General features: G+C 57.2%; 26 protein-coding genes. 13 read left to right on the top strand and 13 right to left on the bottom strand.

What is annotated here, in order from left to right; all coding sequences use genetic code 11:
• Window positions 1-2: 2 nt before the first annotated feature.
• Window positions 3-1,346, bottom strand: a complete 1,344-nt coding sequence (gene dddP / locus ACR0FG_RS00475) for a dimethylsulfonioproprionate lyase DddP (RefSeq protein WP_480889045.1) — start codon at window positions 1,344-1,346, stop codon at window positions 3-5.
• 123 nt (window positions 1,347-1,469) lie between these two features.
• Between dddP and ACR0FG_RS00480 the strand changes: the two genes are divergently transcribed.
• Window positions 1,470-2,204: a heme-dependent oxidative N-demethylase family protein gene (locus ACR0FG_RS00480; protein ID WP_480889047.1), complete on the top strand. Its 735-nt coding sequence runs from the start codon at window positions 1,470-1,472 to the stop codon at window positions 2,202-2,204.
• Window positions 2,205-2,239: 35 nt separating this feature from the next.
• Here ACR0FG_RS00480 and ACR0FG_RS00485 read toward each other — a convergent pair whose 3' ends face one another.
• The 5 genes from ACR0FG_RS00485 to ACR0FG_RS00505 form a co-directional block, all read right to left on the bottom strand.
• Window positions 2,240-3,130: a hypothetical protein gene (locus ACR0FG_RS00485; RefSeq protein ID WP_480889049.1), complete on the bottom strand. Its 891-nt coding sequence runs from the start codon at window positions 3,128-3,130 to the stop codon at window positions 2,240-2,242.
• Window positions 3,131-3,325: 195 nt separating this feature from the next.
• A complete protein-coding gene (locus tag ACR0FG_RS00490; protein WP_480889051.1) occupies window positions 3,326-4,114 on the bottom strand; it encodes a lytic murein transglycosylase in 789 nt (262 codons plus the stop codon).
• A gap of 68 nt (window positions 4,115-4,182) precedes the next feature.
• A complete protein-coding gene (locus ACR0FG_RS00495) occupies window positions 4,183-4,812 on the bottom strand; it encodes an MSMEG_1061 family FMN-dependent PPOX-type flavoprotein (RefSeq protein ID WP_480889053.1) in 630 nt (209 codons plus the stop codon).
• Between the two features lie 98 nt (window positions 4,813-4,910).
• The gene (glnA, locus tag ACR0FG_RS00500) at window positions 4,911-6,317 is read right to left on the bottom strand and encodes a type I glutamate--ammonia ligase (RefSeq protein WP_480889054.1); all 1,407 of its coding nucleotides are present in this window, start codon (window positions 6,315-6,317) and stop codon (window positions 4,911-4,913) included.
• A gap of 34 nt (window positions 6,318-6,351) precedes the next feature.
• Window positions 6,352-6,690, bottom strand: coding sequence for a P-II family nitrogen regulator (locus ACR0FG_RS00505; RefSeq protein WP_260022631.1), 339 nt, complete (start codon window positions 6,688-6,690; stop codon window positions 6,352-6,354).
• A 168-nt stretch (window positions 6,691-6,858) separates the two neighbouring features.
• Here ACR0FG_RS00505 and ACR0FG_RS00510 point away from each other — a divergent pair, with 168 nt between their 5' ends.
• The 3 genes from ACR0FG_RS00510 (at window position 6,859) to tig (ending at window position 11,410) form a co-directional block, all read left to right on the top strand.
• Window positions 6,859-8,439, top strand: a complete 1,581-nt coding sequence (locus ACR0FG_RS00510; RefSeq protein ID WP_480889056.1) for an NAD(P)H-hydrate dehydratase — start codon at window positions 6,859-6,861, stop codon at window positions 8,437-8,439.
• Window positions 8,440-8,750: 311 nt separating this feature from the next.
• Window positions 8,751-9,896: a porin gene (locus ACR0FG_RS00515; protein ID WP_480889057.1), complete on the top strand. Its 1,146-nt coding sequence runs from the start codon at window positions 8,751-8,753 to the stop codon at window positions 9,894-9,896.
• A gap of 182 nt (window positions 9,897-10,078) precedes the next feature.
• The gene (gene tig, locus ACR0FG_RS00520) at window positions 10,079-11,410 is read left to right on the top strand and encodes a trigger factor (RefSeq protein WP_480889059.1); all 1,332 of its coding nucleotides are present in this window, start codon (window positions 10,079-10,081) and stop codon (window positions 11,408-11,410) included.
• A 97-nt stretch (window positions 11,411-11,507) separates the two neighbouring features.
• On the opposite strand, the gene ACR0FG_RS00525 is transcribed toward tig, so the two are convergent.
• From ACR0FG_RS00525 to rpsF, 6 genes are all read right to left on the bottom strand, one after another.
• Complete coding sequence (locus ACR0FG_RS00525) at window positions 11,508-12,365, bottom strand: acyl-homoserine-lactone synthase (protein WP_480889061.1); 858 nt, start codon at window positions 12,363-12,365, stop codon at window positions 11,508-11,510.
• 98 nt (window positions 12,366-12,463) lie between these two features.
• Window positions 12,464-13,165, bottom strand: coding sequence for a LuxR family transcriptional regulator (locus tag ACR0FG_RS00530; RefSeq protein WP_170713703.1), 702 nt, complete (start codon window positions 13,163-13,165; stop codon window positions 12,464-12,466).
• 264 nt (window positions 13,166-13,429) lie between these two features.
• Complete coding sequence (locus ACR0FG_RS00535) at window positions 13,430-13,918, bottom strand: transglycosylase SLT domain-containing protein (RefSeq protein ID WP_480889063.1); 489 nt, start codon at window positions 13,916-13,918, stop codon at window positions 13,430-13,432.
• Window positions 13,919-14,075: 157 nt separating this feature from the next.
• Window positions 14,076-14,696 carry a 50S ribosomal protein L9 gene (gene rplI / locus ACR0FG_RS00540; protein WP_170713708.1) on the bottom strand — a complete coding sequence of 207 codons (621 nt, stop codon included), beginning with the start codon at window positions 14,694-14,696 and terminating at the stop codon, window positions 14,076-14,078.
• Between the two features lie 12 nt (window positions 14,697-14,708).
• On the bottom strand, window positions 14,709-14,936 hold the full coding sequence (rpsR, locus tag ACR0FG_RS00545; protein WP_005608650.1) for a 30S ribosomal protein S18: 228 nt from the start codon (window positions 14,934-14,936) through the stop codon (window positions 14,709-14,711).
• A 27-nt stretch (window positions 14,937-14,963) separates the two neighbouring features.
• On the bottom strand, window positions 14,964-15,317 hold the full coding sequence (rpsF, locus tag ACR0FG_RS00550) for a 30S ribosomal protein S6 (protein WP_170713710.1): 354 nt from the start codon (window positions 15,315-15,317) through the stop codon (window positions 14,964-14,966).
• Between the two features lie 267 nt (window positions 15,318-15,584).
• Between rpsF and ACR0FG_RS00555 the strand changes: the two genes are divergently transcribed.
• A complete protein-coding gene (locus ACR0FG_RS00555; protein ID WP_170713712.1) occupies window positions 15,585-16,103 on the top strand; it encodes a hypothetical protein in 519 nt (172 codons plus the stop codon).
• 127 nt (window positions 16,104-16,230) lie between these two features.
• Complete coding sequence (locus tag ACR0FG_RS00560) at window positions 16,231-16,803, top strand: YceI family protein (protein ID WP_480889066.1); 573 nt, start codon at window positions 16,231-16,233, stop codon at window positions 16,801-16,803.
• A 163-nt stretch (window positions 16,804-16,966) separates the two neighbouring features.
• Here the strand turns inward: ACR0FG_RS00560 and ACR0FG_RS00565 are convergent, their stop codons facing one another.
• The gene (locus ACR0FG_RS00565) at window positions 16,967-18,193 is read right to left on the bottom strand and encodes a cytochrome b/b6 domain-containing protein (protein WP_480889068.1); all 1,227 of its coding nucleotides are present in this window, start codon (window positions 18,191-18,193) and stop codon (window positions 16,967-16,969) included.
• 174 nt (window positions 18,194-18,367) lie between these two features.
• On the opposite strand from ACR0FG_RS00565, the gene fabD reads away from it, so the two are divergent.
• The 7 genes from fabD (at window position 18,368) to mltG (ending at window position 24,708) form a co-directional block, all read left to right on the top strand.
• Window positions 18,368-19,306 (top strand): ACP S-malonyltransferase, encoded by a 939-nt coding sequence (gene fabD, locus ACR0FG_RS00570; RefSeq protein ID WP_480889069.1) that lies wholly within the window; start codon window positions 18,368-18,370, stop codon window positions 19,304-19,306.
• Between the two features lie 45 nt (window positions 19,307-19,351).
• Window positions 19,352-20,089, top strand: a complete 738-nt coding sequence (gene fabG / locus ACR0FG_RS00575; protein WP_480889071.1) for a 3-oxoacyl-[acyl-carrier-protein] reductase — start codon at window positions 19,352-19,354, stop codon at window positions 20,087-20,089.
• 212 nt (window positions 20,090-20,301) lie between these two features.
• On the top strand, window positions 20,302-20,535 hold the full coding sequence (locus ACR0FG_RS00580; protein ID WP_039529899.1) for an acyl carrier protein: 234 nt from the start codon (window positions 20,302-20,304) through the stop codon (window positions 20,533-20,535).
• Window positions 20,536-20,672: 137 nt separating this feature from the next.
• The gene (locus ACR0FG_RS00585; protein ID WP_170713722.1) at window positions 20,673-21,212 is read left to right on the top strand and encodes a GNAT family N-acetyltransferase; all 540 of its coding nucleotides are present in this window, start codon (window positions 20,673-20,675) and stop codon (window positions 21,210-21,212) included.
• 122 nt (window positions 21,213-21,334) lie between these two features.
• Window positions 21,335-22,078: a 1-(5-phosphoribosyl)-5-[(5-phosphoribosylamino)methylideneamino]imidazole-4-carboxamide isomerase gene (locus ACR0FG_RS00590; protein WP_480889074.1), complete on the top strand. Its 744-nt coding sequence runs from the start codon at window positions 21,335-21,337 to the stop codon at window positions 22,076-22,078.
• Window positions 22,079-22,284: 206 nt separating this feature from the next.
• Window positions 22,285-23,550, top strand: a complete 1,266-nt coding sequence (gene fabF / locus ACR0FG_RS00595; protein WP_480889076.1) for a beta-ketoacyl-ACP synthase II — start codon at window positions 22,285-22,287, stop codon at window positions 23,548-23,550.
• Window positions 23,551-24,708 carry an endolytic transglycosylase MltG gene (gene mltG / locus ACR0FG_RS00600; RefSeq protein WP_480889078.1) on the top strand — a complete coding sequence of 386 codons (1,158 nt, stop codon included), beginning with the start codon at window positions 23,551-23,553 and terminating at the stop codon, window positions 24,706-24,708.
• Window positions 24,709-24,727: the final 19 nt, after the last annotated feature.

A 24,727-nucleotide genomic window follows, 5' to 3' on the forward strand; every position in this document is an offset into this window, starting at 1 on the left:
GATTAGGTCAGCCCCATCAAGGCTGCGTCAAACGGATATTTGGTCAGGTTCTCATAACCATCTTCGGTGATCAGAACCTGATCCTCCAGCTTGATCGAGAAATCTCCGCCAACCTCTCCCACGGCTGCCTCGACGCACAGGACCATGCCGGGTTCGAGCGGATAGTCATAGGCTCCTTCGACCGCTTTGTCGGGATATGCCACCAAAGGCCATTCGTCACATAGTCCCACGCCATGCATAAGGCAGCCGTATTTCTGGGCTTGGAATTTGTCGTCCAGCTTATGTGTATTTGCCGTCAGTTCAGGAATCATGACGCCGGGTTTCAGCATTTCCATATTGGTCATGATGTGTTCATGCGCATGTTGCATGGCATAAACCATGTCTGGTCGCGGCTTTTGATCGCCAATCCACCATGTGCGCGAGATATCGACACAGATGCCATAAGATCCGATCAAGTCTGTGTCAAAGGCAATGATTTCATTCTGTTGCGTAATCCGGGGTCCGCATTCCTGAAACCACGGATTGGTGCGCTGACCCGAGGCCAGCAGACGGGTTTCGATCCATTCGCCGCCCCGGCGAATGTTCTCGGCATGTAAGACAGCCCAGATGTCATCTTCTGAGGTCTTGCCGTCACCCACATTGGCACGGGCAAATCTCTCCATCTCGGCCACCGCGGTTTCGCAGGCCTGACTGGCGCAACGCATCGCAAGGATTTCGTCGGGGCCTTTGATGGCGCGGGTCTTTTCGGTGACCTCCTCGCCCTCCATGACCTCGAAGCTCTGCGCCTCCAATGCGCGCAGCCCGTGCAGCATGATTTTGTCCACCGCCAGCCGCTGGTTGCCGCCGCTGTGTTCGTCGATCAGAACCCGCACCTCGTTCGAGAAGACATCCGCAGCCACATCCACTTTATCTCCCCTGTCGAAATAGAACAGGTCCGCGCCCGAACGCTGCTCGCGCACCAGCGGGTTGAAGGTCGAAAGGAAAGGCGAGTTCTTGTAGTCCCAGATCACCATGTAACCATCGGCGCACAGCAGAACCGCGCGGAACGGGTTATGCGTGTTCCAAAGCTGCATGTTGGTGCTGTCGGTGGCATAGCGGATGTTCAACGGGTCAAACATCAATAGCCCGCCATAGCCGCGATCAACGATGGCCTGCGTCAGCCGTTTCCAGCGGTATTCGCGCATCCGCTCAAGATTGGGCAGTGTCAGGCCAGCAGCCGCCCATTCGTCAAATGCCAGTTGGGTCGGCCCGATCTCGATACGGTCATTATCGTTCGGAGTGCCATCACCCAGTGTTGCGCCGCGTGTGGGGTCGATCTTGCGCGTGTCACGATAGGGTACGTTCATGGCTTGCCTCTCTGCTTGCGCTGTCAGCTTGCAAACCGGCCGATGCCGCGTCTGAGGTATTTGCGACCGGGTTCAGGTCGCTTTTTGACCGCTGCCACGCAGCCAAGGTGTTAAGTGGTCTCTATGGAAGAGATTTTGCAGCAAGATATTCCCTATGACCCGTTGTCGCCGAACCCGCTGCCCGGGGTCAAACCTGCCAGTATGGAAGATTGGCTGCATTGCGATGACGCCTTTGCCGCCCAGATGAACCTTCGCGCCCGGTTGCTGGCAGAACACCGGGATTTGGTTCTGGCGATGGATCCACAAGCCATGGCCCCCGCGCAGGAACTGCTGGATCTGGTGCTGGAGCAGGTCTATCCAAAGGCCCGAAACGCTGTTCTACGCCCCGACGGTGTCGAGGTTTCCATTGATCGCGAACGGCCTTTGGACACCCTGTGTAATCTGGTGCAGGAGGATTTCTGTATCTTGCAGAAACACGGTGACCAACATGTCCTGACCGGAGCCATCCTGTGTTTCCCGGCCAGTTGGGAATTATCCAAGAAGTTCATGCGCCCGCTGATTGCAATTCACGACCGGATCGAGCCCTATGACGCCAACATCGCGCGTCGGGTTCAGCGGCTGTTCGATGGGATCCAACCGGGTCGTCCGCTCTGGCGGTTCAACGCTCTGCGGTATCACGATCCCGAGTTGTTTCAGCCCCGTCCGCGTGATGTCAGGGATCGCGGCGATGCCCGGTATCTGCGCAGCGAACGTCAGACATTGTTGCGCCTGCCGCGCACGAAGGCGGTTGTGTTTTCGATCCACACCTATCTCTTGTCTGCAGACACACTGCTGAAAATGGAAAACCCCGCCGAATAGCGGGGCCTTCCTAGGAGGGTCTTAGGTTAATTCTTCTACATGCCCAACACGTTTGCGACCTCGGCAAAGGCATTGGTTGTATTCAGAGCAAAGATCGCGGTGGTCAGCGACAGAACCTGCGTGTTCAACCGGAAATCTTCGCCACGGATCAGGTTAACCGCCGCCATCGACAGCGCAACGGGCCCCGAAATGCTTGCCACCGCTCCGGTCATGCCCCAACTGGTCAACCGGAGAATGTCGCTTGGGCGATCATCGTCTTCGATGTCCGGCGGCGTATCGATCGCCGGCTCGGACTCGTCGCGGAAGGCGATGCTCAGCAATTGCTCGTCGCTCAGCTGGATCGGACGAGCCTTGGCCGGGGCGGGGGTTGAAAGTTCAACGTCCGGCAAATCGAGGCCAGCAAATGGGCCCGAGACCGCCTCGAAGATCTGTTTGCGGTCCCTTTGCTTGCGCGGCGCAATAGAATCAAATGCACTCAGAAACTGTTCGACCGTCAAAACAGTGTTGGGCGCTAACCATTCCACGCGCTGGGTCGAGCATATGTCGACCATGCGATACAGAATGACGACCATCATCAATTCAGATAGCTCACTGTCATCCAGCAGTTGCGACACCGGCGAGATCGTGACGACCAAACGGTTGCAGGGCAGGGTCACCGGCTTGCGCACCAGTGTTTTAAGGCCTGCAGCGCGATCCATTCGCTCATAACGATCAAACGACGCCTGCTCATCGACCTCCAGGGTCAGGCGGATCAGGTATTGGCTGGTGACGATGCTCGCTTCAGAGGGAGTCAGGAAAGTCTTGCGTTCAACCAGATGGCCGTAATCTTCCAGCGTGGCGGCAACGATATCGATCGATCGGTCCAGCGCACCATCCGCGCTGCCGTTGAACTGAAGGCCGCCATGATAACTGTGCTTCGAGGTCACAGGATGTTCCTTTACCGGACAAAGACCGGATCACCATACGCAGCGATAGCGGGCAAAATTTGACGAAAATGCAAAAAAGTGAGTTTTCTTCGGGATTGATTACGCTTTGGAAACCAAGAAACTAGGGGGTTTGTTTAAATTCTGTGGCAGGAATGTGGCCGAATTGGGGTTCGCGGATATTCGCGCCCTTTCAGGTCAGTTATCGATTCGCCACGCCATTATGGCAATGGATTTCTGGTAGACCGAGGCGGCGTTCCACTGCTGGATCACGGCGAAATTCGGCTCTCCGGGCTGATAGCCGCGTCCGGGTTTCCACCCTTTCTTACGCAGAAAATTCGCGGTCGAGGCCAGTGCATCTGTCAGGTTGTAGAAGTCCACGCGACCATCGCCCGTCGCATCCACACCATATGTCAGGGCGTTGCCGGGCAGAAACTGCGTGTGGCCCAACTCGCCATGTTTTGCCCCTTTTGTCGCCATCGTAATGCTGCCGGAATCGACCATTTTTAAGGCACCGATCGCGTGCGGCTGAAAGAACTCGGATCGGCGACAATCGTAGGCCAATGTCGTTATTGCGGAAACAACTTGGCTGTCTCCCATGAAGTTGCCAAAGCCGGTTTCCATGCCGTGAATGGCGATCAGAACCCCGGCCGGCACACCATATTGGCGTTCAAGCGCGGCGTAAAATTGCGGGTTTCTGGCCTTGCGTTTGCGGCCTTGCGCAACAATCGTATTGGCGCCGCGAACCTGCATGAACTTTTCCAGCGAGTATTTAAAGCTTTTCTGGTTGCGATCGGCAGCAATGGTGCGAGTGGCGTATTGCGTCTGCGCCAGCGCCTGCAGGCCCTTCTTTTTTACGCCCGCGCGCCGAGCTTGCTTTGCGAAATCCTGTTTCCAAGCTTCAAAGCCGCTGCTTGTGTTGCCGCAAGGGGCAGCTGTGGCAATTGTCGGGACTGACAGGGCGAGAATGAGTGCAAAGCGTAGCATCGGTGTAATCCGTCTAAGTGAAAATGCCTGAGATCACGGTAAGCCGCATCTGGCGATCCGCAAAGCGGTTAATACAAATCAAGCTCTCCGGTCTCTTTCAGGGTTTCGAACCACTCATCAGGCGTTTTGTCGATTTTGGCGTGCTTGACCATCATCGCGTTCATGTTCGGCAAATGCGATGAGTCCGGCCATTCGTCGGGCTGCCACAGATTCGACCGGATGACGCATTTGGGGCAATGGGCAAACACCGTCTCGACATGCACAAGCAAGGCCAGTTTGGGCGCGTGATCGTTCACGGCCATTCCGTCCAGCAATTTGGCGTCGGCGCATATCTGTGCGGTTCCGCGAATGCGCAGCGTTTCCATTTTACCCGGAACAAAAAAGATCAGGCTGACGCGCGGATCCAGCAGAACATTGTGAAACGTATCCACGCGTTTGTTACCGGGACGGTCAGGGATCGCCATCAGTTCGTCAGAGATGACATGCACAAAGCCTGCCGGATCACCGCGCGGGGAAATATCCAGATGCCCGTCCGGATTGGCCGAGGCGATCAGGCAAAATGGTGAGGTTGCGATAAAGTCGCGGCACATCTGATCCAGCGCTGGCAATTCCTTGGCGATGATCTGTGGCAGCGGCGCGCCGGTGATGCGCTCAAGCTCTTCGGGGGTGGTCACGAAGTTGGTAAATTCAGTCTCCATGCGATCTCCTTCTGCAATGCAGTGTGGAAGATCGGCCCAAATGAAACAAGGGCGCCCGGTTGGACGCCCTTGCAAGAATTTTCGTCGAAAATTCTTTATCAGCAGCTGTAGTACATGCCGTACTCGACCGGGTGCGGCGTGTGCTCGTAGGTTTCGACCTCTTCCATCTTCAGCGCGATGTAGCCGTCGATCTGGTCTTTGGTGAACACGTCGCCCTGCAGCAGGAAGTCGTGATCAGCTGCCAGAGCTTCCAGAGCTTCGCGCAGGCTGCCGCAGACGGTCGGGATGTCGGCCAGTTCTTCGGCAGGCAGATCGTACAGGTTCTTGTCCATGGCTTCGCCCGGATCGATCTTGTTCTTGATGCCGTCGAGACCAGCCATCAGCAGCGCGGCAAAGGCCAGATAAGGGTTCGCGGCCGGATCGGGGAAGCGAGCCTCGACGCGCTTGGCTTTCGGGCTTTCGGTCCACGGGATACGGACACAACCCGAACGGTTGCGAGCCGAGTAGGCGCGCAGAACAGGTGCCTCAAAACCGGGGATCAGGCGCTTGTAGCTGTTGGTCGCCGGGTTGGTGAAGGCGTTCAGGGTCTTGGCGTGCTTCAGGATGCCGCCGATGAAGTACAGCGCTTCGTCCGACAGATCAGCGTATTTGTCGCCAGCGAACAAAGGCTTGCCGTCTTTCCAGATCGACATGTTCACGTGCATACCGGTGCCGTTGTCGCCTGCAATGGGCTTCGGCATGAAGGTGGCCGATTTACCGTAGGCATGTGCAACGTTGTGGATGACGTATTTGTATTTCTGCAGCTCGTCGGCCTGTTTGGTTAGGCTGTCGAAGATCAGGCCCAGCTCGTGCTGACACGAGGCAACCTCGTGGTGGTGTTTGTCCACCTTCATGCCCAGACGCTTCATGGTCGACAGCATTTCCGAACGCAGGTCCTGCGCTTCGTCGATCGGGTTGACTGGGAAGTAACCACCCTTGACACCCGGACGGTGGCCCATGTTGCCCATCTCGTACTCGGTGTCGGTGTTCCACGACGCGTCGGTTGCATCAACTTCGTAGGATACCTTGTTGATACTGTTCGAGAAACGAACGTCATCGAACAGGAAAAATTCAGCTTCGGGACCCATATAGGCGACATCGCCGATGCCCGAGGCTCTCAGGTAAGCTTCGGCTTTCTGGGCGGTTCCGCGCGGGTCACGCTCATAGGCTTCGCCGGTGTCGGGTTCGACTACCGAGCAGTGAACGCAGATGGTTTTTTCTGCATAGAACGGATCGACATAGGCGCTGTCGGTGTCGACCATCAGCTTCATGTCGGAGGCTTCAATCGACTTCCAGCCCGCGATCGACGAACCGTCGAACATGAAACCTTCTTCCAGAAAGTCCTCATCGACTTGGTCGGCCATCAGCGTCACGTGCTGAAGCTTGCCGCGCGGGTCGGTGAAACGAACGTCGACATATTCGGCGCCTTCGTCCTTGATCAGCTGAAGAACTGCGTCCTTGCTCATTCTCTTGGTCCTCTGCTTGGAGAATTGGGTAAGTTTACAGGGCGTCCGAACCGGTTTCGCCGGTACGGATGCGAATGGCTTGTTCAACGGGCGAGACAAAGATCTTGCCGTCGCCGATCTTGTCGGTCTTCGCGGCGCCGACGATGGCCTCGATGGCGGCATCGGCCTGATCGTCGTCCAGCACGACCTCCACCTTCACCTTGGGCAGAAAATCGACGACATATTCCGCACCGCGATACAGTTCGGTGTGACCTTTCTGACGGCCAAATCCTTTGACCTCAATCACGCTGAGACCCTGCACGCCCACGTCCTGCAGCGCCTCTTTCACTTCGTCCAGTTTGAACGGCTTGATGATCGCTTCGATCTTTTTCATTCCGGCTCACCTTGCATGGTTGTCACGAAGGCACTGATCACGTCTAAGATCATGCGGCAATCTGAATGCGGGTTTCACCGGGGGTGGATGCCCAAAAATAGGTCGCTGGATTAAATTTTGATCGATATGCACAAAAAATAATCAAAAATGAATCGCAAGAGGGGTGAGATGACGGAATTGCTGACAGCAGCGCAGATGAGGGCCATTGAACAGGCGGCTATTGAGTCTGGTGAGGTCAGTGGCCTGGAGCTGATGGAGCGGGCCGGGCGTGGTGTTGTCGAGGCGATCTTTGAGGAATGGCCGGATTTGAAGCGGGGGCCAGCCCCCGCACCCCCGGAGTATCTTCAAAAAGATGAAGGGGGGCCTCGGCACGCGGTTGTGCTGTGCGGGCCGGGGAATAATGGCGGGGATGGGTTTGTCGTTGCGCGGCTGCTGCAGGGGCTTGGATGGGAGATAGAAGTCTATTTGTACGGTGACCCAGAGAGGTTGCCGCCCGATGCACGAGTGAACTATGCGCGGTGGTGTGAAGTTGGAGATGTGCGGCCATGGTCGGCCTCGGATATTGCCGGGTTGTCCGGTTATGATCTGTATGTAGACGCGATATTCGGCGCTGGTCTGACGCGGCCCCCCGCGGCCGAGATTCTGGACCCGTTGGCGAAGTTACACGTCGCAGGTGAAACCTATGACCGCCTGGTCTGCATCGACGCTCCGACAGGTCTTTGTATGGATAGTGGTCGTGCGCTGAGCGCGGAGTTTGGAGCGGTTCACGGATTTCTGACGGTAACCTTTCATCGGAAGCGTCTAGGGCAGTTTCTTGAATGCGGACCGTATTATTGTGGGGCTTTGCGGCTTGTCGATATCGGGTTGGATGATCCAGGCCCCGGCTATTCTCGATTGGCAGCTTCTGGATCATCGCCTCTGTTGCGAAAGGGCGGGGATGAGCACAAATATGACCACGGCCACGCGCTGATCCTCTCGGGTGGTCCGGGCAAAACCGGTGCCGCGCGGTTGGCGGCGCGGGGGGCGTTGCGGATTGGGGCCGGCTTGGTGACATTGGCGGTTCCGCCAGCCGCCCAGATGGAAGTTGCCGTTCAGGTAATGGCCATCATGATACGGCGTGCCGATGGGGCGCAGGAATTGTCCGAAGTGCTATTGGACGAGCGGCTGAACGCGTTGTGCCTTGGTCCCGGGCTTGGCGCAGAGCGGGCGCGGGAACTGGTACCGGTTGCGCTGGGGGCGGAGCGTGCAACGGTTCTGGACGCGGATGCGTTGAGCGCGTTTGCAGATGATCCTGCAACCTTGTTTGCCGCGCTTCACGAAAACTGTGTTCTAACCCCGCATGGGGGGGAATTCTCGCGCCTGTTTCCGGATCTTGCCGAACGGCTGGCGCAACCTCCGACCAAAGGTCCGGCCTATTCAAAGGTCGATGCCGCGCGAGAGGCGGCGCGGCGGGCGGGATGTGTTGTTCTGTTCAAGGGGCCTGATACGATCATCGCGGCACCCGACGGGCGATGCGCCATCAATGCAGCGTTTTATGACCGCGCCGCGCCCTGGCTGGCAACCGCCGGATCAGGAGATGTTCTGGCCGGGTTCATCACTGGTCTGATGGCCCGGGGATTTGATCCGATGCAGGCTGCGGAAACAGCGGCCTGGCTACATGTTCAATGCGCCCGCTTGTTTGGGCCGGGACTAATTGCCGAGGATTTGCCTGAACAATTGCCTTTGGCATTCAAACAGCTTAATATGTAAGTGTTTTTGAGCGAACTGCGTTTTAGACAAAAAGCGGGCCGAGTGGATTGGCAGATCGGACCGCCGAAACATGGATGCGCCACGATTGCAAAAAGGCGCAGAGCAACAGATACGTATGATTGATCGCACGGACCCCGCATGAAGAAGATTTTGATCTAAAGGGCTGACAAAAATAGATATTCTCTGCACGCATCAGTGTTTGTATAGCAGGGGAAGAATGCCCGCAAAAAGGCTGTTCCAAATTCGGAAACGCAGGGTTGCGTGGGCATTTGAACGACAGGTAATAACTTGAACCATTCATGGTGAACAACATGACAGTGAATTATAAACTGACTTCGATCACGGCAATTCTGGCAGCGACGACGGCCATTCCTGCTGCGGCCGAGCTGAAATACGAAAACAATAGCGGCGGCTATGTGAAGCTGTACGGCCAGTTCAACCCCGCTATTGTCTCGGTCGATGATGGCGAGGAAACCGAGACCCGTTTGCTTGACAACGATCTGTCAAACAGCCGTGTGGGACTGGACGTGGTTCAGCCCTATGGCAGCAGCACTTTCAGGTTCAAATTCGAAACCGGACTGGGTCTGCCAAGCACGGGCTCCGCAAATCAGGACGGCACCAACACCAGCGGGTGGTCGCGCGAGGATATCCGGCATGTGGATTTCTCGCTTGACGGGGGATACGGCAAGTTTTCCGCCGGGCAGGGTAGCATGGCCTCGGATGGTGCGGCCGAGGTTGACCTGTCTTATGTCGGAACCGCACTTTATTCGTTTACCAACGACGAAAACGGGGCGTTCTTCTATCGCGCTCCGGATGGGGTGCTGAGCGATATAACTGTCGGCGACTCGTCCAGCAACTTTGACGGGTCGCGCCGGGGGCGTATCCGCTATGATACTCGCAAATTCGGCGGAAGCTCGGACGACACCGGTTTTTCGGCGGCCATCGCCTATGGCGAAAACATCCTGTCCAGCAGCGATGACGATACTTACTATGACATCGGTCTGTATTATAACGAGACCTTCGCAAGCGGTGTGAAATTCGCGGCCAAGGTGGCCTATGCCGTGCGGGATTTCGACGGCAGACCAGGTGAGCGCAAGGACACGATCGGGTCGGCCTCGGTGTTGTTGCCAAGCGGGTTCAGCTTTACCGCCGCGCTGGGTACGCGCGATGATACGGGCGAGGGGGCCAGCGATCCAGACTATTGGTACACCAAGCTGGCCTATGAGACCGAAGATTGGGTGTCCTGGGGCAAGACCGGCATCGGTATTGACTATTTCGACGGCTCGGATTTTGAAAACGAGGGGTCGAGCACAAAGTCCTGGGGGATCGCGTTGGTGCAGCGGATCGACAGCATCAACACCGATGCCTATCTGAAATACCGTAATCACGATTTTGATGACATGGTCGATTTCGATAAGAACGAAGCCTGGGTTCTGGGTGCGCGCTGGCGCTTCTGATCTGCGCAAATCGACGGTTGAACGCCCCGGTCCGGCCTGGGGCGTTTTTTTGTTCAAATCAGCGGCAAAACAAGGCTGATCTGGCCATTGCCCCTTGCACGCGGGCGGCGGGAGAAATAGAAGGCGTCAAATTTGCCCGGCGCGCCGTTTTGCGCGCCCCGAATCCTATGGGGACTACCATAATGCAGGTTACCGAGACGCTGAACGAAGGTCTGAAACGCGGCTACAACATCGTTGTGACCGCAGCCGAGCTGGACGACAAGGTCAATGAAAAGCTGACCGAAGCCCAACCCGAAGTCGAGATGAAGGGTTTCCGTAAAGGCAAGGTGCCGATGGCGCTGCTGAAAAAGCAGTTTGGCCAGCGCCTGTTGGGCGAAGCGATGCAGGAAACCATCGACGGTGCGATGAACAAGCACTTTGAAGACAGCGGCGACCGTCCTGCGCTGCAGCCCGAGGTCAAAATGACCAATGAGGACTGGAAAGAAGGCGACGACGTCGAGGTCGCGATGTCCTATGAGGCGCTGCCTGAAATTCCCGAAGTTGATCTGAAATCGGTCGAGCTGGAGAAGCTGGTTGTCAAAGCTGATGACGCGGCTGTTGAAGAAGCGCTGAACAACCTGGCCGAAACCGCGCAGGATTTCAAAGCGCGCCGCAAGGGATCAAAAGCCAAGGACGGCGACCAGATCGTGTTCGACTTTGTAGGCAAGGTTGACGGTGAAGAGTTCGAAGGCGGCTCGGCTGAAGACTATCCGTTGGTTCTGGGTTCGAACAGCTTCATCCCTGGTTTTGAAGAGCAGCTGGTCGGTGTAAAGGCAGAGGAAGAAAAAGACGTCAACGTCACCTTCCCCGAGGAATACGGTGCCGAGCATCTGGCTGGTAAAGACGCGGTTTTCTCCTGCACCATCAAAGAGGTTAAGGAGCCCGTTGCTGCTGAGGTCAACGATGAGCTGGCCACCAAATTCGGGGCCGAAGATCTGGCTGCGCTTAAATCCCAGATCGCTGAGCGTCTGGAAGCCGAATATGCAGGTGCGTCGCGTGCCGTGATGAAGCGCGCGCTGCTTGATGCGCTGGACACCAAGGTGTCGTTCGACCTGCCGCCGTCGCTGGTCGAGGCCGAAGCCAAGCAGATCGCGCATCAGCTGTGGCACGAGGAAAACCCCGAGGTTGAAGGTCACGACCACGACCCGATCGAGCCCAATGACGAGCACAACAAGCTGGCCGAACGCCGCGTGCGTCTGGGCCTCTTGCTGGCTGAGCTGGGACAGAAGGCCGAGGTCGAAGTGACCGATGCGGAAATGACGCAGGCAATCATGAACCAGGCGCGCCAGTACCCGGGTCAGGAACGTCAGTTCTTTGAATTCGTTCAGCAGAACGCCCAGATGCAGCAGCAATTGCGCGCACCTTTGTTCGAAGACAAGGTTGTCGACTATGTGTTCGAATTGGCTCAGGTCTCGGACAAGGAAGTCAGCAAAGACGATCTGCAAAAAGCCGTTGAGGCACTGGAAGAGGAATAATCCTCTTTCTTGCCCCGACACGGGGCACAAAAAAAACGGAGCCGCCTCAAATTAGGCGGCTCCGCGTGGGTGGCTTTTGAACTATGAGGTGAGGGGGTCAAGCCTCATGAGCAAAAGCACGGGGGGTTCCTAGCAGAGCGGTCTTTTGCTCTGGTGTGAACTTTTCAGTTAGGGCCTCGATCAGTTTGAGAACATCCTGACGCTCGCTTTCAGTTTTGGCGGCGTGCATCTGTTCCACAAAGTACTTCTCAAGGTCTGTTAGTGGTTGGTGGTCACGGTTGGCCGGGCTCAGTTCGGCAGCCTTTTTCTTGGCGGCGAACATTTCCAGCGCTTTTTCCTCTTCGATGAACACGTCACCTTCGATGCCCGCGAATTTGCGCACACCGGAGATCCGTTCTTCACTACAATCCAGCAGGGCCGCGAGCGCCGAAACCTTGCCCATCGGGACGGTTTCACCGACATAGTCGTATGGCGCACAATTCGACCGTTTCAGAACGCGGTCCATGATAGGATCAATCACAGTGATGATATCCTGAATACCGGCGCTGCGGGCATATTCAAGCGACCCAACCATCAACTCGCATGTGGCGTAGGACACAGAATTTTTGTCCTTGCCGCGATTCAGGCGTTGGGTATCGACGCAGAAGCGGGTGGATTCCCACATGGTTGCGCTGCGCAGTGGTGCTTCGCCGCAAAGGATTGCGGAGAATACGTCAGAAAGCATGTGTGGGCCGGTGGTCTGGAGAGCACGTACAGCGGCGACGACATTTCCCCCATCGTCGAGGCCGATTACATATGCAGGGTCCAGATGATCAAATTCGTCAATTTCCTTGCCGTCTTCGATTTTGACATCCCAGCCAAGTCGTCCGCCAAATACGCGTGCGCGCAGTTCAAACATCTCGTCAAGTACATCGCTGAACAGGTGTCGGTTCAGGCCGTCAACTACTAAGATCATAATTTTCCCCCTTAGAGTGGTGTGTCCGTAACTCAATCGTTACCGAGTTTTCACACCGAATCTATTGGGGGTTTCCCGTAGTTTGGCTTTTTTTTGTTTTAACCTGGGTAAATTAGCCCGATTCCGATCGCGCGACCGACTGCCTGCGGGGTGGTAAGGGCATTAAGCTTTTCTCGTGCAGAACGCAAGTGTACTTCCACCGTACGGTGCGAAATGGACAAAATATCGCCGATATCCTGCTGCGACTTACCAGCAGCGGCCCATTGAAGGATCTCTTGTTCGCGGCTGGACAATGTCGGGTGATACAACATTCGGCTGACCGAGTCCGATGTCATCACATTGTCATGGATGTGTACGGCCAGCGATTGCAGGTCGGTAATAACGTTGCCGACCAGCTTTTTCCATTCCTCCCGGCTGCACTCGCGCGCGGCGCTCAGCAATCCGATGTCGCCATAAGGACCGCGCACGGGGATCGTAACACCTTGATCCGGAATGCCGAAATCATGTGCATCCCGAAAGACACGCTGAAAATCCTTGCCACGTTCCAACCGACTCCAGTCAACCGGAGCGATACTGCGTTGGGTCATATGAAGCGTGGGATCAATCAGGTGAAGACCTTGTTCCTGATAGTGCGCTTTCCAGTCGTCGCCATATGTGACGTGACCATGAATAGCCCCCGCTGCCGGGTTCATACCGGCGTAGGCCGCGTGGTCCATCTCATATTTCTCACACACCTGCTTAAGGAACTCATCGTAATGAGTATCCTGCTGGGGTAGGGTGCTGAGATCAACAATTTCCATTCGTCAACGACCAGTTAGCTCCGCACATGCGGAGGGACCCCTATTGCGTCAGGAAACAGAGAGTGATCTTCCCTGACGTCAAATACCACAACATACTTTCCACTATATGACAAGAACACGGGGGAAATGTCTGCCTTTTTGGTTGAGTTGTGCCCGAGACACCAATTTTAGCGGACATAATGTCGATTTTGTGTGTTTTTTGCATCTATTTTCAGGTGCGAGGCAAAAACACTGCTCATATCTCGCTCGAAATTTCGGAATTTGTCAGTTCGAGGCCGGAACTAGGCCCGTTTCCACCAGCATCCCGCGCTTTTTGGCCTCGGGCCAGTATCCTTTGGCGTAGAGGAAGATGGCGCGCTTTTGGTCTCCGTCCGACAAAAGCCAGGCGCCGCGCAGATATTTTCCGGCAAATTCCAGATTGGTATCGGCATCTAGCAAACCCTCGGCGCTACCCTTATAGCCCATCGAGCGCGCGGTCGCCGGTAGGATCTGCAGCAACCCGTAATACGGCCGGTTGACGGCCCAGGGCCGATGTGTGCTTTCCCGGATCGCTAGTTTATGCACCAGCTCGCGCGGCAGTTCGTAGTGATCCGCCCATTTGTTGATCGAGGCGCGCAGTTCCGGCGTTTCATTCGGATACAGCGGCGGATCAAACCTGTTGGCGTTTTGGGAAACGCTGCCAAAGCCGCCGCAGGCGGCCAGAGGGGTTGCGATCAACAGGGTCAAAATTCTGCGGCGAAGATAGGTCTGCATAGGGGGCTCCGATACTCAGGGGGCGGATGATATGGATCAAGCGTCGGGCCGCAACCATAGGTGGCGAATGTGGCCGTTTTTTGCTGGCCTATCACTCGCCACGAAAAAGGGTCGCGCTAGTGGCGCGACCCTTAAATCAAAAAAGCGAAGGGCCGGATCAGGCTTTGGCTTCGTCTTCTTCAGCCGGTGCTTCTTCAGCAACCAGATCGTCGTCTTCAGACGCGGCTGAGCCGATATCGTCAAACAGCTCGGCGATCTCGAATTCAGCAGCGGCTTCTTCTTCAGCGGCCAGTTCCTGAATCGATTTGCCCGATGCCTGCAGTTCGGCTTCTTCTTCCGAACGGGCGACGTTCATCTTGATTTCGACCTCGACCTCGGGGTGCAGTTTGACTGCGACCGAGTGCAGACCCAGTTCTTTGATCGGAGCGATCAGAATGACCTGTTTCTTGTCAACGGTGAAACCGGCCTCGGTCGCTGCGTCCGCGGCGTCACGCGGGGTGACCGAGCCGTACAGCGCGCCAGCATCCGATGCCGAGCGAATCACGATGAACTGCTGACCGTCCAGCTTTTCAGCCAGCGCTTCAGCTTCTTTCTTGGTTTCCAGGTTGCGGGCCTCAAGCTGCGCTTTCTGGGCTTCGAACGAAGCGATGTTGGCCTCGGACGCGCTCAGCGCTTTGCCCTGGGGCAGCAGGAAGTTGCGGGCAAAGCCGGGCTTGACGTCAACGACGTCGCCCATCTGACCCAGTTTCGCAACGCGTTCCAGCAGGATAACTTGCATATCAGTCTCTCCTTACTTCACGGCGTAGGGCAGCAGGGCAAGGAAGCGGGCGCGCTTGATAGCACGAGCCAGCTCACGCTGCTTTTTTGCCGAAACGGCGGTGATGCGCGAAGGCACGATCTTGCCACGCTCAGAGATGTAGCGCTGCAGCAGACGGGTGTCTTTATAGTCGATCTTCGGCGCGTTCTCACCCGAGAACGGGCAGACCTTGCGGCGGCGGAAAAATGGTTTTGCGGCCATGGTATATGTCCTTTCGTCAGGCGTTGATCAGCGGCGCTCGCGGCGGCCTTCGCGCTCATCGCGCTTCTGCATCTGGACCGAGGGGCCCTCGGCATGCTCGTCGACCTTGATGGTCAGAACGCGCATAACGTCGTCATGCAGGCGCATCAGGCGTTCCATTTCCTGAACCGCGCCAGCAGGGGCGTTGGTCTTCAGGAAGGCATAGTGGCCTTTGCGGTTCTTGTTGATCTTATAAGCCATCGTCTTGACGCCCCAGTACTCGCTGTCGACGACGTTGCCGCCGTTGTCAGCCAGAACGGTGCCGAAATGTTCGACAAGGCTTTCTGCCTGCGCGTTGGACAGATCCTGACGCGCGATCATTACATGCTCATACAGTGGCATGTGCACTCCTGTTTATATCAAGGCGCATTTCAAAGGCGGGGCCATTTGGTCCTTCGCGACCCTGCCACGAGAGGCTGCGCGATTCATAACCTTTGCGAAGGATGGCCCCGTATACACGTTTATGGCGGCGGGGCAAGCCCTGCCACACATGCCTTTGAGACGCCGCCCAATTTCCTTTAGGGTGCCCAATTCCTGACGCTTTTCGCCCCGAGGTTGTTCATGAAGCCGGGAGCACCCGGGAGACCGAGAAACAGACAGGGCGAGACAATGGCCGTGATGAATACGAACACTTTCGAACAGGCAGCACCTAATGCCGCTTTTGACAAATCCGTCCCCGTACTGATCACTTTCGCACCGAACTGGAAGGCGCGACTGGTACTGTGCCGTATGCTGGGTGCCTTTCTGGTCGTATCGGCCTTTTCCATGTGGCTGATGCCCGGCTCTGTAATGGGTGCCGAGGTTTGGCCGATCAAACTGGTTGCTTCGCTGATGTTCCTGATCGGTGGCGTCAGCCTGCTGACGATCGAAGTGATGGACAGCCGCCCGGATGCCTATTTCGATCCGATCCGCCGCGAGGTTCGGATTCTGCAGAAAAACTCGAATGGCCGTCCGCAGACGGTTCTGCGCCGCAGCTACGACTCGCTGGGTGGCGCCCGGTTCGAGGACAAGCAGGTTGAATTGTTCGACGTCGACGGAAGCCTGCTGATGAAGCTGCCGCTGGAATCGGCGGATGTCAGCCGAGCGCTGAAAGGGCAACTCAGCCAAAACGTAACAATTTTCGGCTGAAATTTATTCTGTTCAAAAAGGAACAGAGTTTGTGAATCAAAAAAACTTGTGTGCCGCCCTCGGGCGGCACATTTTTGTTTATGAGCATCCCCATGGGGCTGCATTCAAAAAATTTGCGGAGATTGTTATGAAATCCACCCTTCTTGCTGCTGTACTGGCCGTATCGGCGACCTCGGCATTTGCCAGCGCCGAGAAATACGTCCTGGATCCGAGCCACAGCCAGGTCATCTTCAACTATAACCACCTTGGTTTTTCGACCACCTACGGCATGTTCTCGGGCTTTGAGGGCGAGATCATGTTCGATCAGGAAAATCCGGCCGCCTCAAGCGTCAGCGTATCGATGCCGGTTGTCGAGATGTTCACCGGCTGGAAGCCGCGCGAAGATCACTTTATGACCGAAGACTTCTTTGGCGTGGCCGAGGGTGATCTGATCACCTTTACCTCGACCGGGATCGAAGTCACCGGCGAAAATACCGCCAATATCACAGGCGACCTGACGATGAACGGTGTCACCAAATCCGTGGTTCTGGATGCCAAGCTGAACCAGGTTGGCGAGCATCCTATGGCAGGCAAACCATGGGCCGGTTTTGACGCCACCACCACGCTGGTGCGCAGCGAGTTCGATCTGGGCCAGTTTGCGCCTTTTGTCAGCGACGAGGTCGAAGTCAGAATTTCGGTTGAGGCGCAGAAGGCCGACTAAGCCCTCTGTCTTTTGACTGCGAAACCGCCGGACGTAAAACTCCGGCGGTTTCTTTTTGTCTATGGCGTTTCGGGTTTTTTGTTGAAACACCCATGCATCGCTTTTCGCGTTCGACCGAAGGGAGAGGCACCGAACAAGCGATTCAACGTAAACTCGAAACGCTTTATTCCGCGCGGCTCGCCGTCAGTTCGATCGATACGGTTACACCAAAGCCTAGCGAAGCTTCGGTCGGTTGCGAGGTGCCGACATCGAAATCCATCCGGTTCAGGTCGACCATTCCTGACATCGCGGCGGTGTTGTCCTGTAGCTCAAGCGTGAAGGGCAGCACGATATCGATGGTCTTGTCGCGGATCGTCAGCGGGCCGCGGGCCTCATATCCGGTTTCGGTTTTATAGATATCAGCGTTGAACTGCGCGGTCGGAAACTGCGTGCTGTCGAAGAAATCCGCGCCCATCGCCTGATCCGTGACCGTGCCCAGGCTAAGCGAGCCAATCGCAATCTCGACATCGACTGCCCCGGCCAGACCGGGGGCAGCAGGCTCTTCAAATGCGATGGCGGCGGTCCAGTCGGCGAAGGTTCCGGTGACAGGGCTGCCCAATTGGGTGATGGTGATCGAAAGCGTGCCGTCCTGTACCTGCCAGTCAGACTGCACCTCGGCCAGCTCTGCGGTATCCGTGCTGGCCGCCGATTGATGCGAGAATGCTCCGGTAAACCAGCCACCGGCCAGAACCGCGATCCAGACCGCAAGCGCCGCAAAGACTGGAACGGTCGAGTGATGTTGTGCAGGTGGCTCGGGCAGATCCGCGCGCCCCGGCAGCATCCGGCGCAGCGTGCTGTCCTTGTCGACCACGTGGTGTTTCAGAGCGCCCGCAATGTGCAAGACAATCGATCCGCCCAATATCAGGATGAAAAGCCGGTGAAGCGTCGCCGTGACCTCGGCCAGAGCGGCGGATTTTGGAACAAACGGCAGGTTCTGTCCAAACGGCCACCAGATCGGTGCAAACCCTTCGGCGGCGGCGTGATGGACCCAACCCGACAAGGGCACCAGAACCAGAGACCCATACAGCAGCCAATGTACGGTCTCGGCTGCGAAGGCTTCGGGCTTGTTATCGGCGTTCAATAGGCCGGGTTTTGTCTGCGTCAGCGCCCAGAAGATTCGGGCCAATGCAACAAAAAACACGCTCAGGCCAATGGTCTTGTGCAACGAAAACAGTCGTGCAGCCCGGGCAATATCGGCCTCGGTCGTGGGAATGGCCGGGTCATAAATCGCGTGTGCCAGAGTGTTGGCGAACCAGCCAAGCGGCAAAGCCGTGAAAATCAGCAGGGCGGTCAGCCAATGAAAGGTCTTGGCGACGCTGCCGTAGCTTGAGAAAGAATTGGTCGAGGCCATGAGTCGAACGCTCCGCTGAATATGGGCTGAGACTAGGTTAAAGACAGAACGGGCAGACACAACCGTGCGTGGCGCACATAAACGGTGCCCTGATGCAGATCGCAGGCAATGCTTGTGCCGCGTGGCTTGTCGGTTTACACCGCGCCGCAACTTGACGTCATCCATGAGGTTGCAATGACACTCGCGTTCGTTTTCCCGGGGCAGGGTGCCCAGACCATCGGAATGGGCAAGGCACTGGCCGAGGCTTATCCCGCAGCACAGGCCGTTTTCGACGAAGTGGATGAAGCGCTGGGTGAGAAGCTGAGCAGCCTGATCTGGGAAGGTGATATTGCCGAGCTGACCCTGACTCAGAATGCGCAACCTGCGTTGATGGCGACCTCGATGGCAGCGATGCGCGCGCTTGAGGCCGAAGGTGTGTCGATTTCCAAAGCGGCTTTTGTGGCTGGGCACTCGCTGGGTGAATATTCAGCTTTGGCCGCTGCCGGTGCGCTGTCAGTGGCAGATACTGCGCGCCTTTTGCGCACACGCGGACAAGCCATGCAAAGCGCTGTTCCGGTGGGCGAAGGGGCCATGGCGGCGGTCTTGGGTCTGGATCTGGAAGCTGTGCGTGCGGTTGCAGAAGAAGCCGCTCAGGGCGAGGTCTGTCAGGCCGCAAATGACAACGACCCAACGCAGGTCGTGGTGTCCGGTTCCAAGGCCGCTGTTGAACGTGCGGCGGAGATCGCAAAAGAAAAAGGCGCAAAACGCGCAGTTATGTTGCCCGTAAGTGCTCCATTTCACTGTGCGTTGATGCAAACTGCTGCAGATGTAATGGCAGAGGCTCTGGCGGGCGTGGACATCAAGGCCCCGGCGGTTCCTCTGGTGGCCAATGTGCGCGCCGAGGCGGTTAGCGACCCGGATCTGATCCGGCAATTGCTGGTCGAGCAGGTAACTGGCTCGGTTCGGTGGCGTGAAAGCGTTCAGTATATGGCCGCGCAAGGTGTGACTGAGGCCTGGGAAATCGGCGCGGGCAAGGCGCTGTCGGGTATGATCCGCAAGATTGATCGCTCTATTGCGGGCAAGGCGGTTGGAACGCCGGAAGATGTGGAAAAGGCCCTGCAGGCCGAATCGTAAGCAAAACATGCGCCCCGGACAGGGGCGCTGGACGAGGGAAACAGAATGTTTGATTTGACTGGTAAGAATGCCCTGATCACGGGTGCTTCGGGTGGTATTGGTGGTGATATTGCGCGTGCGCTGCACGGTGCGGGCGCAACGGTTGGTCTGTCGGGTACGCGGGTCGAGCCGCTACAGGCGCTGGCGGATGAGCTGGGCGAACGCGCCCATGTGCTGCCCTGCAACCTGAGCGACCCGGAAGCCGTTGAGGCGCTGCCAAAGCAGGCAGCCGAGGCGATGGGATCGGTTGACATTCTGGTCAACAACGCAGGCATCACGCGCGACAACCTGTTCATGCGCATGTCAGACGAAGAATGGCAGAGCGTGATTGACGTCAACATGACCTCGACCATGAAGCTGTGCAAAGGCGTGATCCGCGGCATGATGAAGGCGCGTTGGGGCCGGATCGTGAACGTGTCTTCCGTTGTGGCTGCGATCGGCAATCCTGGGCAGGCGAACTATGCCGCGTCCAAAGCCGGGATGATCGGCTTTTCCAAGGCGCTGGCGCATGAGGTCGCAACCCGTGGAATTACCGTGAACGCCGTGGCTCCGGGCTTTATCACCACGGCGATGACCGAAAAGCTGACTGAAGAGCAAAAGAAAGGCCTGCTGCTTAAGGTTCCGGCCAATCGCATGGGTGATCCGCAGGAAATCGCCGCTGCTGTGCTGTACCTGGCCAGCCCCGAGGCTGGATATGTCACCGGAAGCACCTTGCATGTGAACGGCGGTATGGCCATGTTGTAGGCGCAACCCGGGGTAGACGCGAAAGCGTTTGCGTCGGGCGTTGTCTGTGCTATAGGCGGCGCATCAATGCTGAGGGGCCGGTCGAATTGACCGGTTCTCTTGATTTCCCGGGTATCCGGGACCCAAACGGCCCGGATCGGGCAAACAAGGCCACCCCGCGCGGGCATGGGCAGAACCGGGCAAACCGCCCTGAAAAGGAATGAGGAATAGACATGAGCGACGTCGCAGATCGCGTTAAAAAGATCGTTGTTGAGCACCTGGGTGTGGAAGAAGACAAAGTAGCGGAAAACGCTTCTTTCATCGACGATCTGGGTGCCGACAGCCTGGACACCGTTGAGCTGGTCATGGCATTCGAAGAAGAGTTCGGTATCGAAATCCCTGATGATGCCGCCGAGACCATCCAGACCTTTGGCGACGCCGTCAAATTCATCACCGAAGCGTCCTGATCGCTTTGAATCCCTAGAAAACGGCGCTTCCGGGCAACGGAGGCGCCGTTTTTTGTGCCTGCCCGAAATTCGCGCTTGCGCGGCGCGTGGGGTGTTCGCACTCTGAACGCCGAGGCAAATTCCAGACGGGCAAGGGCATGATAAGATCCACCCCGATGATAAACACGGCGCGGCTGACGCTGTCTGCGATGCGACCCGAAGACTTTGATCGGTTCGCCGAGATCTGGCGCGATCCCGATGTTGTACGCCACATCAGCGGCACCCCCCTGACCCGGGGGGAAGCGTGGGACAAGTTTCTGCGTAACGCAGGCCACTGGCAGATGACCGGGTTCGGCCAATGGGGTGTGGTGCTGCAATCGAATCGCACTCTGATCGGGCAGGCCGGGTTTTTCTACAGCAACCGCTCTCTGGGTGAGGATTTCGATGGCTTCCCCGAGGCCGGATGGGTTCTGGCCCCGGATATGCAGGGGCAAGGCTATGGGCACGAGGCGGTCCAGGCCGCGCATGACTGGTTCGACAGGGTTATTCCGGGCCCGCTGGTTGCGCTGATTGACGCCGATCATACGGCCTCGCGCCGGTTGGCTGAAAAGCTGGGTTACACGTTGCTGCGCGAGGCCGAGTATCAGAACACTCCGGTTCATCTGTTTCGCAGAAACGGACCGCCGGCGCGGGCGTGAAACACGATTTACGCTGCAATGCCGCAAATTGACCGCCGTTTGCCGAAACTGGTGGAATCACCATTTCCTCGCCGTGTATGCTATGGTGGATTTCCAGAGCGATTGGGCAGAGGAGAAGGCTCATGCGGATTTACCCCACGATGGAATTGCAGAACGGGCGGTGTGTGACCCTGGACAAGGGACGCCTTGACGAAGCGATGATCTGGCATGTGGACCCGATTGAAACGGCGCGCAGCTGGGCCGCTGCGGGTGCCGAGTGGATGCACCTGACCGATTTTGACGCGATCGAAGGGCGCGATTCCAACGCGCAACTGGTGGAAGAGATCATTCGCTCCGCCGAAATTCCTGTGCAACTGGCTGGCGGTATGCGCACCCGCGAGCAGGTCGAACATTGGATCGACAAGGGCGCAGGCCGGATCGTCATCGGGACGCTGGCGGCGTGGGATCCGCAATTGGTCAAGGAACTGGCCAAACTGCATCCCGATCAGATCGTTCTGGCCGTGGATGTGTGGCAGGGGCATGTCATGACCGAAGGCTGGCGCAGCCAAAGCGCCTTTACGCCGGATGCATTCATCGAAGCCTTTGCAGATACTCCGTTTGCCGCGATTCTGGTCACGGATATCGACAGCGACATGGAAGATGTCGAAGCGCAACTGGGGCTGATTTCAGGTCTGTCTGAAAAGTCACGCACGCCGATCATCGCCAGCGGTGTGGTGCGGACGTCGGATGACATCTCGCGTCTGGCCTATATCTCGAACATCTCGGGCGCAATTGTTGGCCGGGCTCTGTTCCGCAAGACGGTTGATCTGGCCGAGGCTCTGGACGTTGCAAAGCTGGCGCACGAGCCGGTTGCCGAATTCCAGTAACTCCTGAACTGCAAAGAATCCGCCCAGCTGCCTGGCCAGAGGGGCGGATTTTTTGTGTCTCGAAAAAAACTTGGGCGTCTTTTGGGTCGTGCCAAATGCGTTTTGGCATGAGGATGCCGGATCAGAATCCGCCGTTCCTCTTGCCCCCGGCCCCCGGGGCGGGGTATGGACGGTTCTCATAACAGGAAGCAGGCAAGAGGCATTTCATGCGCAGAGTCGTTGTAACCGGTCTGGGATTGGTCACTCCTTTGGCCAGCGGGGTTGAGGAAACCTGGTCGCGGCTGCTGGACGGAGAATCCGGCGCGGGCCCGATCACGTTGTTTGACGCCGAAGCAAGCGGGGTCACGACGACCTATGCCTGCGAGGTGCCGCGTGGGGACGGAACAAACGGAACGTTCAACCCCGATGACTGGATGCCCCCGAAAGAGCAGCGCAAGATCGAGGACTTTATCCTCTATTCGATCGCTGCGGCCGAAATGGCCTGTAAGGATGCTGGCTGGACCCCCGAAGACGAAGAAGATCGTTTGCGGACCGGTGTATTGATCGGATCCGGCATTGGTGGCCTTGGGTCGATTGCTGAGACCGCCAACCTGATCCGTGACAAGGGTCCGCGCCGCGTTTCGCCATTCTTTATTCCCGGCGCTTTGATCAATCTGGCCTCGGGTCAGGTGTCGATCCGCTTTGGTTTCAAAGGTCCGAACCACTCGGTCGTTACGGCCTGTTCGACCGGTGCTCACGCGATTGGTGACGCAAGCCGTATTATCCGCGCAGGGGATGCAGATGTGATGATCGCCGGTGGTGGCGAGGGTTGTATCTGCGAGATCGGGATTGCCGGTTTCAACGCCTGTAAAGCGCTTTCGACGAAGTATGCAGACGATCCCAAAAAGGCGAGCCGCCCTTATGATATTGACCGCGATGGTTTCGTCATGGGCGAAGGTGCGGGTATCGTCGTGCTTGAGGATTACGAACACGCCAAGGCGCGCGGTGCCAAGATTTATGCCGAAGTTCTGGGCTATGGCATGTCGGGCGATGCGTATCATATCACCGCACCTTCCGAGGATGGCGACGGGGCTGAACGCTCGATGAAGGCCGCGCTGCGCAGTGCAGGACTGGAGCCGAAGGATCTGGACTATATCAACGCGCATGGCACCTCGACTATGGCGGATACGATTGAGCTGGGCGCGGTGGAACGTCTATTGGGTGATCATGCGAGCAATGCAACCATGACCTCGACCAAGTCCGCGACCGGCCACCTGTTGGGAGCTGCGGGTGCGATCGAGGCGATCTTTTCGATCCTTGCGATCCGGGATCAGGTTGCGCCACCGACGATCAATCTGGACAATCCGGCTGTGGAAACGCCGATTGATCTGGCCCCGAATACCAAGCGCGAGCGTGAGATCAACGTGGCGCTTTCGAACTCGTTCGGGTTTGGTGGCACAAACGCTAGTGTGATCTTCGGAAAGGTCAACTAAATGTGGCGGGCCCTTGCGTCGAACATGCTGACCATTCTGGTGGTCAGCCTGTTTCTGGTGGGCGGTGTGATCCTGTGGGGTCAATCGCAATACAAGACCGAAGGCCCGCTGGAAACCGCGATTTGCCTGCAGGTGAAAAGCGGTTCCAACATGACGCGGGTCAGTCGTGATCTGGAAGATCAGGGTGCGATCAGCAGTGCTACGATCTTTCGGATGGGGGCGGACTACACCGACAAATCGCAGCAGTTGAAAGCGGGAAGTTTTCTGGTGCGCGAAGGTGCATCGATGCAGCAGATTGTCGATGACATCACCAAAAGCGGGGCCAGCACCTGTGGGACCGAGATCGAGTACCGGATCGGTGTGACCCGCACTCAGACCCGTGTGCGAGAGCTGGACCCGGCGACTCTGAACTTTGTCGATGTTGCAGAGTTCGTAGTCGGTGAGGGTGAAGTTCCTGATAGATATGGACAAATGCGGAATGAGGCGGATACCCGCTATCGCGTTTCTCTGGCCGAAGGGGTGACCAGTTGGCAAGTGGTTGAGGCGCTGAAGGCGGCGGATTTTCTGGATGGTGAGGTCGCCGAAATCCCCGTTGAGGGTATGTTGGCGCCCGACAGCTATGAGGTCACACCTGGCGATGATCGGAACGGCATCCTAACAAAAATGCAGGATAAACAACAGCTTAGGATCAATGCCGCGTGGGAGGGTCGTCAGGATGGACTGCCTTTGAACAGCCCCGAAGAGATGTTGATCCTGGCTTCGATCATCGAAAAGGAAACCGGTGTGCCTGAGGAACGCGGGCAGGTGGCCAGCGTTTTTGTTAACCGATTGAATCAAGGCATGAAATTGCAGACGGACCCGACGGTGATCTATGGCGTCACCAAGGGGCGCGGTACCTTGGGCCGTGGCCTGCGGCGGAGTGAATTGAATCGGCCAACGCCTTGGAATACCTACCAGATTGATGGTCTGCCGCCGACGCCGATTGCCAATCCCGGCCTTGCGAGTCTTGAGGCGGCGGTCGCCCCGGACAATACGAACTTTGTGTTCTTTGTTGCCGACGGAACCGGGGGCCATGCCTTTGCCGAAACGCTGCAAGAGCATAATCGCAACGTCGCCAAATGGCGCGAGATCGAGGCCGAGCGCAATTCGGGCAACTGAGCCGATCTTACGTTTTGTA

It is taken from the genome of Ruegeria sp. E1 (assembly GCF_056534225.1).

Bases quoted from the DNA above. Each gene is read 5' to 3' on its own strand.
- dddP (WP_480889045.1), bottom strand. From the start codon at position 1,346: ATGAACGTACCCTATCGTGACACGCGCAAGATCGACCCCACACGCGGC.
- ACR0FG_RS00480 (WP_480889047.1), top strand. From the start codon at position 1,470: ATGGAAGAGATTTTGCAGCAAGATATTCCCTATGACCCGTTGTCGCCG.
- ACR0FG_RS00490 (WP_480889051.1), bottom strand. From the start codon at position 4,114: ATGCTACGCTTTGCACTCATTCTCGCCCTGTCAGTCCCGACAATTGCC.
- ACR0FG_RS00495 (WP_480889053.1), bottom strand. From the start codon at position 4,812: ATGGAGACTGAATTTACCAACTTCGTGACCACCCCCGAAGAGCTTGAG.
- glnA (WP_480889054.1), bottom strand. From the start codon at position 6,317: ATGAGCAAGGACGCAGTTCTTCAGCTGATCAAGGACGAAGGCGCCGAA.
- ACR0FG_RS00505 (WP_260022631.1), bottom strand. From the start codon at position 6,690: ATGAAAAAGATCGAAGCGATCATCAAGCCGTTCAAACTGGACGAAGTG.
- ACR0FG_RS00510 (WP_480889056.1), top strand. From the start codon at position 6,859: ATGACGGAATTGCTGACAGCAGCGCAGATGAGGGCCATTGAACAGGCG.
- ACR0FG_RS00515 (WP_480889057.1), top strand. From the start codon at position 8,751: ATGACAGTGAATTATAAACTGACTTCGATCACGGCAATTCTGGCAGCG.
- tig (WP_480889059.1), top strand. From the start codon at position 10,079: ATGCAGGTTACCGAGACGCTGAACGAAGGTCTGAAACGCGGCTACAAC.
- ACR0FG_RS00525 (WP_480889061.1), bottom strand. From the start codon at position 12,365: ATGATCTTAGTAGTTGACGGCCTGAACCGACACCTGTTCAGCGATGTA.
- ACR0FG_RS00530 (WP_170713703.1), bottom strand. From the start codon at position 13,165: ATGGAAATTGTTGATCTCAGCACCCTACCCCAGCAGGATACTCATTAC.
- ACR0FG_RS00535 (WP_480889063.1), bottom strand. From the start codon at position 13,918: ATGCAGACCTATCTTCGCCGCAGAATTTTGACCCTGTTGATCGCAACC.
- rplI (WP_170713708.1), bottom strand. From the start codon at position 14,696: ATGCAAGTTATCCTGCTGGAACGCGTTGCGAAACTGGGTCAGATGGGC.
- rpsR (WP_005608650.1), bottom strand. From the start codon at position 14,936: ATGGCCGCAAAACCATTTTTCCGCCGCCGCAAGGTCTGCCCGTTCTCG.
- rpsF (WP_170713710.1), bottom strand. From the start codon at position 15,317: ATGCCACTGTATGAGCATGTAATGATCGCGCGTCAGGATCTGTCCAAC.
- ACR0FG_RS00555 (WP_170713712.1), top strand. From the start codon at position 15,585: ATGGCCGTGATGAATACGAACACTTTCGAACAGGCAGCACCTAATGCC.
- ACR0FG_RS00560 (WP_480889066.1), top strand. From the start codon at position 16,231: ATGAAATCCACCCTTCTTGCTGCTGTACTGGCCGTATCGGCGACCTCG.
- ACR0FG_RS00565 (WP_480889068.1), bottom strand. From the start codon at position 18,193: ATGGCCTCGACCAATTCTTTCTCAAGCTACGGCAGCGTCGCCAAGACC.
- fabD (WP_480889069.1), top strand. From the start codon at position 18,368: ATGACACTCGCGTTCGTTTTCCCGGGGCAGGGTGCCCAGACCATCGGA.
- fabG (WP_480889071.1), top strand. From the start codon at position 19,352: ATGTTTGATTTGACTGGTAAGAATGCCCTGATCACGGGTGCTTCGGGT.
- ACR0FG_RS00580 (WP_039529899.1), top strand. From the start codon at position 20,302: ATGAGCGACGTCGCAGATCGCGTTAAAAAGATCGTTGTTGAGCACCTG.
- ACR0FG_RS00585 (WP_170713722.1), top strand. From the start codon at position 20,673: ATGATAAGATCCACCCCGATGATAAACACGGCGCGGCTGACGCTGTCT.
- ACR0FG_RS00590 (WP_480889074.1), top strand. From the start codon at position 21,335: ATGCGGATTTACCCCACGATGGAATTGCAGAACGGGCGGTGTGTGACC.
- fabF (WP_480889076.1), top strand. From the start codon at position 22,285: ATGCGCAGAGTCGTTGTAACCGGTCTGGGATTGGTCACTCCTTTGGCC.
- mltG (WP_480889078.1), top strand. From the start codon at position 23,551: ATGTGGCGGGCCCTTGCGTCGAACATGCTGACCATTCTGGTGGTCAGC.